Below are 12,018 nucleotides of genomic sequence, written 5' to 3'. Positions count from 1 at the left end.
GTGGTTGATGTGAATGAGGGTGGGGCGGCTGCAGAGGCGGAGTTGGCCGAGCCGACGGAGGTGGATGCGCTGCCGGCGGATGCCGTGGACGAGGCGGAGGGCGAGGAGGAGGTGGAGGAGTAGGTGGCGGCGGAGGCGGATGAGGAAGCCGAAGCCGAAGCCGAAGCCGAAGCCGAAGCCGAAGCCGAAGCCGAAGCCGAAGCCGAAGCCGAAGCCGAAGCCGAAGCCGAAGCGCCGGTTGTTCTGGCACCGCTCACCGCGCCGCTGGAAGAGGCTGTATCGCCAAGGACCAGCAGTGCGCCGGCTTCTATCGATGCCGGTCCGCTGGACTTCAATGATCTGGATCGCGAACTGGTCGATATCTTCGTCGAGGAAGGCAAGGATCTGCTTGACCACTGCGATGGCCTGATCAGCGCGCTGCGTGCCTCGCCCGAGGACCGGGAACTGTTGGCGGGATTGCAGCGCGACCTGCACACCCTCAAGGGCGGCGCGCGGATGGCCGGTATCAACGCCATCGGTGATCTGGGCCATGGCATCGAGTCGCTGCTGGAAGCGGTCGCGGCCAACCGTACCGAGATCACCCGTGGCGACGTGCAGCTGCTGGAACGTGGCTTCGACCGTCTACACCAGTTGTTGATCCGCACCGGCGAACACCGTGCGGTGCAGATGCCGTTTGATCTGATCCAGGCCTTCGATGCGCGTACCCAGGGCCGTGCGGACGCTCCGGCTGCGTGGGTGGGCGAGCCAGTGCCGGCCAGCGATGGCCCGGCATCCGTGCAGGACGAGGTTGTCTCGCAGGTGGTGCCCGCGCTGGAGGAGCCGCTGGAGCCGCAGCCGGTGGCCGATACCGGCATCGCCGCCGAGCCGCTGTCCGCGCCGCTGTTCGAACAGCAGGTTGCCGAAGAGGAGGGCGCTTCGCGTGGCCAGGAACAGGTGCGTGTCCGCGCCGATCTGCTGGACCGCCTGGTCAACCACGCGGGCGAAGTGGCGATCTACCGCTCGCGTCTGGAACAGCAGCTGGGCGCATTCCGCGGGGCCATGGCCGAGCTCGATCGCACCAACGCCCGTCTGCGCGATCAGTTGCGCCGTCTGGATCTGGAAACCGAAGCGCAGATCGTGGCGCGTTACCGTCGTGAGCAGGAGCAGGCCGATCACACGTTCGACCCGCTCGAGCTGGATCGTTTCTCGACGCTGCAGCAGCTCAGCCGCGCGCTGAACGAATCGGCCGCCGACTTGGGCGGCCTGCAGGGCGTGCTGGACGATCTGTCACGCAATTACGATTCGCTGCTGCAACAGCAGTCGCGTGTCAGTTCCGAGCTGCAGGATGGCCTGATGCGTGCGCGCATGGTGCCGTTCGATGGTCTGGTGCCGCGCCTGCGCCGCGTGGTGCGTCAGGCGGCGCAGGATATCGGCAAGCAGGTGCATCTGAGCCTGGACGGTACCCACGGCGAGCTGGATCGCAACGTGCTCGATCGCATGGTCGCGCCGCTGGAGCACATGCTGCGCAACTCGGTGGCCCATGGGCTGGAATCGCCGGAGCAGCGTGTGGCCGCCGGCAAGCCGGAAGAGGGCCAGATCACCTTGCGCCTGCGTCGCGAAGGCTCGGAAATCGTGCTGGAAGTGGCCGATGATGGCGCCGGTCTGGATCGGGAGGCCATTCGCCGCCGCGCCGAGCAGCGTGGTCTGCTGGTCGCCGGCGAACATATTGACGATGGGCAGCTAGACGGGCTGATCTTCGCCTCGGGCTTCAGTACCAGCGAGCAGGTCAGCCAGCTGGCCGGCCGTGGCGTCGGTATGGATGTGGTACGCAATGAAGTCCGCCAGCTCGGTGGCTCGGTGGACATCCGTTCGGTGCGTGGTCAGGGCGTGACGTTCACGCTGCGCCTGCCGCAGACGCTTGCCGTCACCCAGGCCGTGTTCGTGCGTATCGGCGAAACCACCTTCGCGGTGCCGGTTGCCTCGGTCAGCGGTATTGGCCGGATTTCGCGCGAGCGCTTCGAGTCCGGTGAGAGCCGTTACCACTACAACGGTGAGGACTTCACGCTCTACGACCTGGGTACGCTGGTCGGACAGGCCGCGGCCAAGGCCGAAGGGCAGCCACAGATTCCGCTGCTGCTGGTGCGCGCCGGTGATCTGCGTGCGGCCGTGGCGATCGACCAGGTGCTCGGCAACCGCGAAATCGTCGTCAAGCCGGTTGGCCTGCAGATCGCATCGGTGCCGGGTATCTACGGCGCGACGATCACCGGCGAAGGCAACGTGGTGGTGATCCTGGACGTCGCACCGCTAGTGCGTCGCTATATCACCCAGCCGCAGGCCGTGGTGCAGGTGGTCGCAACCCAGGGCCAGCGTCATGTGCCGCTGGTGATGGTGGTCGACGATTCGCTGACCATGCGCAAGGTCACCAGCCGTGTGCTGGAACGCAACAACTTCGACGTGGTTGCCGCGCGCGATGGTGTCGAGGCGCTGGAGCTGCTGGAAGAGCGCGTGCCGGACCTGATGCTGCTGGATATCGAAATGCCGCGTATGGATGGCTACGAACTGGCGACCGCGATGCGTGCCGACGAGCGCTACAAGAGTGTGCCGATTGTGATGATCACCTCGCGCAGTGGTGACAAGCACCGTCAGCGTGCGTTCGAGATCGGCGTGCAGCGCTATCTCGGCAAGCCTTACCAGGAGCTGGATCTGATGCGCAATGTCTATGACCTGCTGGGGATTGCCCGTGTTCGCGAGTGACAACAACGGCGCTCGGCCGGTGGCTCTGCTGGCCCGCGAGGGCGCGGCCCGTGACCGCCTGCGCGATGCGGTGGCCGCCGCTGGCGGCCAGGTGGTGCTGGAGGATGATCCCAACACGCTGGATGCCGCGGCACTGGATGCCTCGGCAACCGAGGTGGTGCTGGTGGCGTTGGAGCCTGCGGTCGAGGATGCGCTCGAACGGCTGGATGCCGTGCTGGAGTCACCGCGCTATACGCTGATGTTCGAAGAGGCTGAGATCATCGCCCGGCGCGAGGGCTGGGAATCGCAGCGTTGGATCCGGCATCTTGCCGCCAAGTTGCAGGGGCACGGCAACGTCTTGCCGCCCGGCCCGGAAGACGATGCCGCCTTGCAGCCGGAGCCCGGCATGCCGGTGAGACCGGCTGAACTGCACGTCGATGCCCCGCTGCAGTTCCATCTCGACGAAGCGTTCGAAGCGGCAGACACGGTGCCTGCCGATGGCCTGTATTTCGCCCCTGCAGAGGAACGTCAGCCGCCGGAGGTCATGAGCTTTGAAGAGTTGATGGCCAAGGCACAGGCCGAGGAGTCCCCAGCGGCCACGGCCCAGGAAACCGGACCGTTGCCCCCGCCGTTGCCGCCGCTCGAGGATCCGCCACAGGGAATGGTGGACACGCAGGTGCCCGCAGGTACCGCGGCTGCTGCAGGCAGCTACAGCAGCTGGTCGTTGCTGGAGGACGATGCCTATGTCGCCCCGGCGGCGCCGGTGGAAGCGGCTGCGGCCGAGAACCCCTCCATTGCCAGCCTGCTGTCGAGCTCGTTGTCGCTGGTGGAGCTGGAACCCGAGTCGGGCGAGTCCGCTGGTGGCCCGGTGCTGGTGCTGGCAGGTATTGGTGGTCCCGATGCGGTACGGCGCCTGTTGAGCGGGTTGCCGGAAGACTTCGCCCGCCCGGTGCTGGTGCAGATGCGTCTGGATGGGGGACGTTACGCGAATCTGGTCAAGCAGATGGCGCGGGTCACGGCGCTGCCGGTGTTGCTTGCAGTCCCTGGACAGCCGGCTGAAGCGGGAAATGTGTACGTGCTGGCCGATGCTGTCGGACTGGAGCCGGACGGCGCCGGTCTGCGTTTTGTGGAGGCGTCCGCGCAGTTGATCACGGCCCTGCCGGTGGCAGACAGCGCGGTGGTGATGCTCAGTGGTGCCGATCCGGCGCTGGTGCCCGAGGTGCTGGCATTCGCCGCGCAGGGCGGTTGGGCCGCAGGCCAGACCGGTGACGGTTGCTATGACCCGGAAGCCGCCAGCCAGCTGGTGGTGGCGGGCATGCCCGGCGGTGATCCGGAATATCTGGCAGGCGAACTTGCCACGCGTTGCGCGCAATAGTCCGCACCGCTTCGATCAAGGAACAGACGATGAGTTATGCAAGCAACGATGAAGTACGCGGCGTCCTGATCCAGGCCGGTGCCGAGCGCGTGCTGTTGCCCAATGCCACGGTCGCGGAGATGATGTCGCGCGTCTCGGTCGAGCCGATTCCCGATGTCCCGGAGTGGCTGGTCGGCCAGATTGCCTGGCATGGCTGGAACGTGCCGCTGCTGTCCTACGCCCGCTTCAGCGGACATGGCCAAGAGCAGGTCTCCGGCAACAACAAGGTGGTGGTGCTCAAGGCGCTTGGCGGCAATGCGGACATGCCCTATTTCGCGCTGCTGACCCAGTCGTTCCCGCAGCTGATCGCGGTGCCGCGTGATGGCCTGTTGGCCGACGCCTCCGAGGAGAGCCTGCCGCAGGGCGTGCATATGCGTGTGTTGCTGGGCGAGCAGAGCGCGCTGCTGCCCGATCTGGATGCGATCGAGGCGGCGGTGATCGCCGCCCTGTCCGCTGCGGCCTGAGTCCTCTTCGCTCAGAGATCACCCAGCCGCGCCTGCAGCGCGGCAATGGCCGCCAGACCGGCGGTTTCGGTGCGCAGAATGCGCGGCCCCAGCTGCAGCCCCTGGAAGCCGGCCTCCTGCAGCTGCTGGCGGTCGCGTGGCGACCAGCCGCCTTCCGGACCAATAGCGATCACCACACCGTTGGCCGGCGCCTGCGACAACGAAGCCAGGCGGTGCGCGCCGAGCGGATCCAGCGTCAGCCGTAGCGTGTCGGCCGGCAGCGTATCGACGGCGACCGCCAGGGATTGCGGCGGTGTGAGCGCCGGGATCCGTGCGCGGCCGGATTGACCGCAGGCCGAGCCGACCACGCTGCGCCAATGTGCCAGCCGCTTTTCAGCACGGGCGGCATCGAGTTTGACCTCGGTGCGCTCGGCGTTGACCGGGATGATCGCGCTCACGCCCAGTTCGGTCGCCTTCTGCAGGATCAGATCCATCTTCTCGCCACGGGCGATGCCCTGCAGCAGGGTGATGGCCAGTGGCGATTCGTTGTCCAGCGGCTGGGCGTCATCGATATGGACCTGCGCATCGCGCTTGCCCACCGTGGCCAGGGTGGCGGCATAGTCATGACCGTCGCCATTGAACAGCACGCAGCGGTCACCTTCGCGCAGCCGCATCACCCGCACCAGGTGGTTGGCGGTTTCTTCAGGCAGGGAGAGTGTTTGTCCGGTGTGGAGTGGAAGGTCGATCGGGCAGCGGGTCAGGCGCATGCGGAGGTCTCGCGGGTAGTGGCACACGTCAGTGCGGCCGGGTCTGCTAGCATTTCGGGCTCATGAAAACCTCATCGCCCCCGCGCATTCTATCGTCGGCCCGTTGCGCTGTTGCCCGGAGTGGCGCATGAGCCGGCGTCTGCCTGTCATCCACAAGGTGACCTCGGAAAACATCGGGCCATTCCAGCAGGAACAGCTGGATCTGGAGTTCTCCAACGGCGAGCGCCGCCATTTCCAGCGCCTGGTGGGCCATGGACATGGCGCCGTGGTGGTGGTCCCCATGCTGGATGAGGACACCGTGCTGCTGGTGCGTGAATACGCCGCAGGCCTGCATCGCTATGAACTTGGCCTGGTCAAGGGGCGCATCGATGAAGGCGAAAGCGCGATCGAAGCGGCCGACCGCGAGCTCAAGGAAGAGGCCGGTTATGGTGCCCGCCAACTGGACGTGCTGCGCATGCTGACCCTGGCGCCTACGTATATGAGTCACCAGTCCTGGCTGGTGCTGGCGCGCGATCTGTACCCCGAACGCCTGATCGGTGATGAGCCGGAGGAGCTGGAAGTGGTGCCCTGGAAACTGGCCGAGCTGGATCAGTTGATGCTGCGCGAGGATTTTTCCGAAGGCCGCTCGCTGGCGGCGTTGTTCATTGCCCGCGAGTGGCTGGGGCGAGCGCGATGAGGCCGTTGCAGGCAGATGTGCGGGAAGCGGTGATCGACATCGCCCATCGCGCCGGAGCGGCGATCCTGCAGGTCTACGCCAACGGTTTCGACATTGAACACAAGGCCGATGACAGCCCGGTCACCAGCGCCGACCTGGCCGCGCACCGGCTGATCGTGCAAGGCTTGTCGCAGTTGAGTCCGGACATTCCGGTGCTCTCGGAGGAATCCGCCCAGCTGCCGTGGGAAACCCGGCGCAGCTGGCAGCGCTACTGGCTGGTGGATCCGCTGGATGGCACCCGCGAGTTCATCAAGCGCAACGGTGAATTCAGCGTCAACATCGCCTTGATCGACGACGGCCTGCCGGTCTTCGGCGTGGTGCAGGCGCCGGTCACGGGGGTGGTCTGGCATGGCGAGCGCGGTGGCAAGGCGTATCGACGCGCGGGTGCGCAGCAGGAGCGGATCACCACCCGGATGCCGCCGGCGCTGCCGCTGCGCGTGGCGGCCAGCCGCTCGCACCGCAGCGCACGCACCGAGACGCTTCTGGCGCGGATGGGCGAGATCGAACTGGTCGCGCAGGGCTCGTCGTTGAAATTCTGCCGCATCGCCGAGGGCACGTTGGACGTGTATCCGCGACTGGGGCCGACCAGCGAATGGGACACCGCCGCCGGTCAATGCGTGCTGGAGGCGGCTGGTGGCGTGCTGCTGGCGGCCGACAGCGGCGAGCCGTTCCTCTACAACCAGCGCCCGCGCCTGCTCAATGGCGATTTTGTCGCGCTGGGGGATGCGGCGTTGCCGTGGCGGGACTGGGTGGCCGGGCTGTGACGGCCTGAACCCGGGGCTCCTGCCAGAAATCCCGCGCCGGCAGTTGCCGGCGCATCCGCAATGAAGGTGCTGCATACATGTCCGACATGAACGATATCCAGTCGCTGCTGCAGATCATGGCGCGCCTGCGTGACCCGCAGAACGGCTGCCCGTGGGATCTGGAGCAGGACTTCGCCAGCATCGCGCCGTATACGGTGGAAGAGGCCTATGAAGTCGCCGATGCGATCGATCGCAACGATCTGGTCGACCTGAAAGACGAGCTGGGCGATCTGCTGCTGCAGGTGGTGTTCCATGCGCAGATGGCCAGCGAGCGGGGGGCGTTCGATTTCGGCGATGTGGTGGCGGCGATCAGCGCGAAGATGGTGCGCCGGCATCCGCATATCTTTGGCGATGCCCAGGCTGCCGATGCCGACGCGGTGCTGGCCAACTGGGACGAGATCAAGCGCAGCGAGCGTGTGGCCAAGGGCGAACTGGACGACTCGGCCCTGGCCGGTATTTCGCGCGGACTCCCGGAATGGCAGCGCGCCGTCAAGCTGCAGAAGCGCGCCGCCCGCACCGGTTTCGATTGGCCAGGCCCTGCGCCGGTGATCGACAAGCTGCGTGAGGAGGTCGATGAGGTGCAGGCCGAGTTCGATGCCGCCGCCCGTGGTGCCGACAACCATGAGCGGCTGCAGGAGGAGCTCGGCGACATGTTGTTCGTCTGCGTCAACCTCGCCCGTCATGCCCAGGTCGATGTGGGTACCGCGCTGCGGTTGGCGAACCTCAAGTTCGAGCGCCGGTTCCGTGCGATGGAAGCCCTGGCCGCCGTCCAAGGCGGCATGCGGGCGCTGGATCTGCCGCAGCAGGAAGCGCTGTGGCAGGCGGTCAAACAGCAGGAGAAAGGGACAGTGCGTTGAAAACGCTGGCGCTGTTCCTGCTGACCGCCTTGGCCGAGATTGCCGGCTGTTATCTGCCATGGTTGTGGCTGCGCAAGCAGGGAAGTCCCTGGTTGCTGCTGCCCGCTACCGCCAGTCTGGCGTTGTTCGCCTGGTTGCTGACGCTGCACCCCACGGCCAGCGGCCGCGTCTATGCCGCCTATGGAGGGGTGTATGTGTGCATGGCGCTGTTGTGGCTGTGGCTGGTGGATTCGGTCCGGCCCACCCGCTGGGATCTGCTCGGTGGCGGACTGTGCCTGCTGGGCATGGCGGTGATCATGTTCGCCCCGCGCAGCCACTGAACTCCCTGTTCTGGTGCATGGGCGGGGGGCCGCCTTGCCCGGCTTCCTCCCGACTGTTTGGATCCACACCGCACCCCTGCCCGGCGGCGAGTGCATTTTGCGGGCAGCGGGGCGTGCTGGCGTACCGGTTCATGACGCTCTGGCAGCAGCATGGGGATGGGGCATCGCCGGGCTGGTCTGCCGGTTACGGCTCCGCCCGGACCGGATACGTGTTTTTTGGAAACAACCGTCCGGCGACATGCAGTGCGCTCTTCTATTCACGGTCCGCGGGATGTTGGTCGACATCCTGCAAGATCGCCTGCCTTTGTGAGCCCCGGCGGCTGGCTATACTCGGCACTGGATCGTCACAAGGAGTGGGCAGATGGGGAGCGGTGCGGGTTTTCTGGCGTTGGTGGTGGCGGTGGCGGGCATCATCGTGCTGTTCAAGACGGTGCGGATGGTTCCGCAGGGCTATGAGTGGACGGTGGAGCGCTTCGGCAAATACACCCATACGATGACCCCGGGCCTGCATTTCCTGATTCCCATCGTCTACGGCGTGGGCCGCAAGGTGAACATGATGGAGCAGGTGCTGGATGTGCCCAGCCAGGACGTCATCACCAAGGACAATGCGGTGGTGCGCGTGGATGGCGTGGTGTTTTTCCAGGTGCTGGATGCGGCCAAGGCGGCCTATGAAGTGGCCAATCTGGAAGTGGCGATGATCGCCCTGGTGCAGACCAACATCCGCACCGTGATCGGCTCGATGGACCTGGACGAATCGCTGAGCCAGCGCGAGACCATCAACGCCAAACTGCTGAATGTGGTCGACCACGCCACCAATCCGTGGGGGGTGAAGGTCACCCGCATCGAGATCAAGGATATCCAGCCGCCGACCAACCTGGTTCAGTCGATGCAGCAGCAGAAGATGGCCGAGCAGAACAAGCGTGCGGCAGTGCTGGAAGCCGAAGGCATACGGCAGTCGGAGATCCTGCGCGCCGAAGGCCAGAAACAGGCCGCCGTGCTGGAAGCCGAGGGCCGCAAAGAAGCCGCGTTCCGCGATGCCGAAGCACGCGAGCGTTCGGCCGAGGCCGAAGCCAAGGCCACCGCGATGGTGTCCGAAGCGATCGCACAGGGCGATGTGCAGGCGATCAACTACTTCATCGCGCAGAAATATGTGGAGGCATTCAAGGAGCTGGCCAGCTCGCCCAACCAGAAGCTGGTGCTGATGCCGATGGAAGCCACCGGTGTGATCAGCTCCATTGCCGGTGTCGCCGAACTGGCCAGGGAGGCGTTCGCCAAGCAGAACGAGGGCAAGCCTGCCGCACGCGGCAATCCGCCGCCGCTGGGGCGCTGAGCCATGCGCTGGGAAGTGGTGATATGGGCTTCGTTGTCGGTGGCGCTGTTTGCCGCCGAAGCGCTGGCGCCGGGTGCGTTCATGCTGTGGATGGGCGTTGCCGCCACGGTGGTGTTCCTGCTGGTGTGGGCCGTTGAGGGCATGACGGTGCTGGCGCAGGTGATCCTGTTTGTGGTGCTCAGCTTTGTGTCGATCCAGATCTATCGCACCTGGTTCCGCAAGCGCGACCGGCAGAGCGATCAGCCGCTGCTCAACCGGCGCGCCGAACAGCTGATCGGGCGGGTGGTGACGCTGGAGCAGGGCATCGCCAATGGCGTCGGCCGGGCCAAGATCGATGATGCGTTCTGGGTGGTGGCCGGCGTTGATCTTCCGGCGGGCAGTGCCGTGCGGGTGGTGGCCGTGGATGGCATGACCCTCAAAGTGCAGCCGGCGTGAGCCGGCCTGCGGCACGGTGGTGTGGCGGTGCCGCAGGTTTTAAGCGTAACCATCTGGGATAATGGCGGCCCCTTTTCCGCGGAACGGCCATGATCCAGAAGACCCTGCTCAACGAAACCCACCGCTCGCTTGGCGCCAAGATGGTCGACTTCGGCGGCTGGGACATGCCGATCCACTATGGTTCACAGATCGACGAACACCACCTGGTGCGCACTGCCGCCGGCATGTTCGACGTCAGCCACATGACCGTGGTCGATCTGAAGGGCGCGCGCACGCGTGAATTCCTGCGCCAGCTGCTGGCCAACTCGATCGACAAGCTCAAGGTCAACGGCAAGGCACTGTACTCGTGCATGCTCAACGCGCAGGGCGGTGTGATCGACGACCTGATCGTGTACCTGCTCGGTGAGGATTTCTTCCGCATGGTGGTCAACGCCTCGACCCGCGAGAAGGATCTGGCGTGGATCGGCCAGCATGCCGCGGCGTTCGGGGTCGAAGTCATCGAGCGCGAAGACCTGGCCATCATCGCCGTGCAGGGCCCGCAGGCCCGCGCGCTGACCGCCGGCCTGATCGCTGAATTCGATCGTGCCGCGCTGGACAAGCTGGCCCGCTTTGCCGCGCTGGATGTCCGTGCGGTCGATGGCGTTGAGCTGTTCGTTGCCCGCACCGGTTACACCGGCGAAGACGGTTACGAAGTGCTGCTGCCGCAGACGGCGGTGGTGGGGTTCTGGAACGCGCTGCTGGCCGCCGGGGTGAAGCCGGCCGGTCTGGGCGCGCGCGACACGCTGCGGCTGGAAGCGGGCATGAATCTGTACGGCCAGGACATGGACGAGACCGTCACCCCGTTCGAAGCGGCGCTGGGCTGGACGGTGTCGCTGGACGAGGGGCGCGAGTTCATCGGTCGTCCGGCGCTGGAAGCGCAGAAGGCCGCCGGCAACGCACGGCAGATGATCGGCCTGGTGATGGACGACAAGGGCGTGTTGCGCCACGGCCAGAAAGTGCTCACCGCCCAGGGCGAGGGCGAGATCCTTTCCGGCACGTTCTCGCCGACGCTCGGCAAGGCGATCGCCTTTGCCCGTGTCCCCGCCGGTGCGCCGGGCGACGTGCGCGTGGATATCCGCGGCAAGGAAGTGCCGGTGCGGCAGGTGAAGTTCCCGTTCGTGCGTGACGGCCAGCCGCAGGCCGGTATCAATCTGTGATTCACCCGGACCGGTCGACGGTTACCCGTGCCCGGTCCGTTAAACTAGCGCTTCATCCCGACCACCGTTTTTTTCGGAGCAGTTCCATGAGCGAGATCCCAGGCGACCTCAAATTCCTCAAGTCCCACGAGTGGGCCCGCGTTGAAGGCAACGGCCGCGTTACCGTCGGCATTTCCGATCACGCCCAGGGTTTGCTGGGTGATCTGGTCTACGTCGAACTTCCGGCTGTCGGTGACACCGTCACGGTGGGTGCCGGCGCGGCGGTGGTGGAGTCGGTCAAGGCCGCGTCGGACGTGTACAGCCCGGTGTCGGGCACCGTTGTCGAAGTCAACGAAGCCCTGGCCGACAAGCCGGAAACCATCAACGAAGATGCCTACGGTGACGGCTGGCTGTTCGTGGTCGAGATGTCCGAGCCGGAACAGTTGAACGACCTGCTGGGTCCGGACGAGTACGCCGAGCTGCTGGAAGACGACGCGCACTGATCGTGTTGCCAGGCTGACGCGACAACGGCCGCCTTGAGCGGCCGTTGTCTTTTTCCAAGGCGTGGATGTCATTGCGGCGTGATGGCATGGCGCACTTGGCGCGGCATCCACGATCATTTTGCGTGCCGATGCAACGTGTCTGCAGCCGCCGGCAACGCGGTAGTGATCGGAGGTGGCTGGCATGCGATGGCACGAAGATGACGTGCCGCGAGCGCGAAATTTTTGCGCAGTTCGTTGGTGCTGCGGGTAAAAAATTGTCAGGCGATGATTTTTTTCCAGATCCGTATCGCGCTGCAATGCCGTGGCGGAAATGGCCGGGTGTTGGATGCCAAAGTGCTGCGCAGCCGTGCGTGCACAAGCGTACCGGTGCACAAATAGTGCGGTTTTTCCGCTGTTTTTCCGCAACACGCCTTGGACGTGCGGTGGCGGGTAATCCCCCCGCAAAACCAGCGCAGTGAGAAGTAGAAGTTTTCGAAGGAAAATTTCTACCATGAAGAAGTCCCGATTCACCGACAGCCAGATCATCGAGGCGCTCAAGCGCGTA

11 protein-coding genes and 1 pseudogene are annotated in these 12,018 nt (G+C 65.5%); 11 read left to right on the top strand and 1 reads right to left on the bottom strand.

Going from position 1 to position 12,018, the window contains the following annotated elements:
* Positions 1–309 precede the first annotated feature (309 nt).
* The 3 genes and pseudogenes from ARC78_RS14870 to ARC78_RS14860 form a co-directional block, all read left to right on the top strand.
* A pseudogene (locus ARC78_RS14870) lies at positions 310–2,733 on the top strand (hybrid sensor histidine kinase/response regulator); the annotation flags it as partial.
* Complete coding sequence (locus tag ARC78_RS14865; protein WP_425480569.1) at positions 2,693–4,087, top strand: chemotaxis protein CheB; 1,395 nt, start codon at positions 2,693–2,695, stop codon at positions 4,085–4,087. The pseudogene ARC78_RS14870 and the gene ARC78_RS14865, both read left to right, overlap by 41 nt.
* A 29-nt stretch (positions 4,088–4,116) precedes the next feature.
* Positions 4,117–4,590 carry a chemotaxis protein CheW gene (locus ARC78_RS14860; RefSeq protein WP_054660630.1) on the top strand — a complete coding sequence of 158 codons (474 nt, stop codon included), beginning with the start codon at positions 4,117–4,119 and terminating at the stop codon, positions 4,588–4,590.
* An 11-nt stretch (positions 4,591–4,601) separates the two neighbouring features.
* Here ARC78_RS14860 and ARC78_RS14855 read toward each other — a convergent pair whose 3' ends face one another.
* Complete coding sequence (locus tag ARC78_RS14855; RefSeq protein WP_057506558.1) at positions 4,602–5,336, bottom strand: 16S rRNA (uracil(1498)-N(3))-methyltransferase; 735 nt, start codon at positions 5,334–5,336, stop codon at positions 4,602–4,604.
* Between the two features lie 127 nt (positions 5,337–5,463).
* Here ARC78_RS14855 and nudE point away from each other — a divergent pair, with 127 nt between their 5' ends.
* The 8 genes from nudE to gcvH all read left to right on the top strand — a co-directional run bounded on the left by nudE (position 5,464) and on the right by gcvH (position 11,474).
* Positions 5,464–6,012, top strand: a complete 549-nt coding sequence (nudE, locus tag ARC78_RS14850) for an ADP compounds hydrolase NudE (RefSeq protein ID WP_054660702.1) — start codon at positions 5,464–5,466, stop codon at positions 6,010–6,012.
* Positions 6,009–6,815 carry a 3'(2'),5'-bisphosphate nucleotidase CysQ gene (gene cysQ / locus ARC78_RS14845; RefSeq protein WP_057506557.1) on the top strand — a complete coding sequence of 269 codons (807 nt, stop codon included), beginning with the start codon at positions 6,009–6,011 and terminating at the stop codon, positions 6,813–6,815. The genes nudE and cysQ overlap by 4 nt, the downstream gene beginning before the upstream one ends.
* A 77-nt stretch (positions 6,816–6,892) precedes the next feature.
* Positions 6,893–7,711, top strand: coding sequence for a nucleoside triphosphate pyrophosphohydrolase (gene mazG / locus ARC78_RS14840; protein ID WP_057506556.1), 819 nt, complete (start codon positions 6,893–6,895; stop codon positions 7,709–7,711).
* Positions 7,708–8,031 (top strand): YnfA family protein, encoded by a 324-nt coding sequence (locus ARC78_RS14835; protein ID WP_054659508.1) that lies wholly within the window; start codon positions 7,708–7,710, stop codon positions 8,029–8,031. The genes mazG and ARC78_RS14835 overlap by 4 nt, the downstream gene beginning before the upstream one ends.
* 361 nt (positions 8,032–8,392) lie before the next feature.
* Positions 8,393–9,361 (top strand): SPFH domain-containing protein, encoded by a 969-nt coding sequence (locus ARC78_RS14830; protein ID WP_054659510.1) that lies wholly within the window; start codon positions 8,393–8,395, stop codon positions 9,359–9,361.
* Positions 9,362–9,364: 3 nt separating this feature from the next.
* Positions 9,365–9,796, top strand: a complete 432-nt coding sequence (locus ARC78_RS14825) for an NfeD family protein (protein WP_054659512.1) — start codon at positions 9,365–9,367, stop codon at positions 9,794–9,796.
* A gap of 89 nt (positions 9,797–9,885) precedes the next feature.
* Positions 9,886–10,992, top strand: coding sequence for a glycine cleavage system aminomethyltransferase GcvT (gene gcvT, locus ARC78_RS14820; RefSeq protein WP_054659514.1), 1,107 nt, complete (start codon positions 9,886–9,888; stop codon positions 10,990–10,992).
* Between the two features lie 86 nt (positions 10,993–11,078).
* Positions 11,079–11,474, top strand: a complete 396-nt coding sequence (gene gcvH / locus ARC78_RS14815; protein ID WP_054659516.1) for a glycine cleavage system protein GcvH — start codon at positions 11,079–11,081, stop codon at positions 11,472–11,474.
* Positions 11,475–12,018: the final 544 nt, after the last annotated feature.

It is taken from the genome of Stenotrophomonas pictorum JCM 9942 (genome assembly GCF_001431585.1).
Classification (GTDB): domain Bacteria; phylum Pseudomonadota; class Gammaproteobacteria; order Xanthomonadales; family Xanthomonadaceae; genus Stenotrophomonas; species Stenotrophomonas pictorum.
The sequence above is the reverse complement of the archived record's forward strand: the minus strand, read 5'-3'. Positions and strand labels throughout refer to the sequence as shown.

Coding starts and splice junctions, on each gene's coding strand:
- ARC78_RS14865 (WP_425480569.1), top strand. CDS start 2,693: ATGTCTATGACCTGCTGGGGATTGCCCGTGTTCGCGAGTGACAACAAC.
- ARC78_RS14860 (WP_054660630.1), top strand. CDS start 4,117: ATGAGTTATGCAAGCAACGATGAAGTACGCGGCGTCCTGATCCAGGCC.
- ARC78_RS14855 (WP_057506558.1), bottom strand. CDS start 5,336: ATGCGCCTGACCCGCTGCCCGATCGACCTTCCACTCCACACCGGACAA.
- nudE (WP_054660702.1), top strand. CDS start 5,464: ATGAGCCGGCGTCTGCCTGTCATCCACAAGGTGACCTCGGAAAACATC.
- cysQ (WP_057506557.1), top strand. CDS start 6,009: ATGAGGCCGTTGCAGGCAGATGTGCGGGAAGCGGTGATCGACATCGCC.
- mazG (WP_057506556.1), top strand. CDS start 6,893: ATGTCCGACATGAACGATATCCAGTCGCTGCTGCAGATCATGGCGCGC.
- ARC78_RS14830 (WP_054659510.1), top strand. CDS start 8,393: ATGGGGAGCGGTGCGGGTTTTCTGGCGTTGGTGGTGGCGGTGGCGGGC.
- ARC78_RS14825 (WP_054659512.1), top strand. CDS start 9,365: ATGCGCTGGGAAGTGGTGATATGGGCTTCGTTGTCGGTGGCGCTGTTT.
- gcvT (WP_054659514.1), top strand. CDS start 9,886: ATGATCCAGAAGACCCTGCTCAACGAAACCCACCGCTCGCTTGGCGCC.
- gcvH (WP_054659516.1), top strand. CDS start 11,079: ATGAGCGAGATCCCAGGCGACCTCAAATTCCTCAAGTCCCACGAGTGG.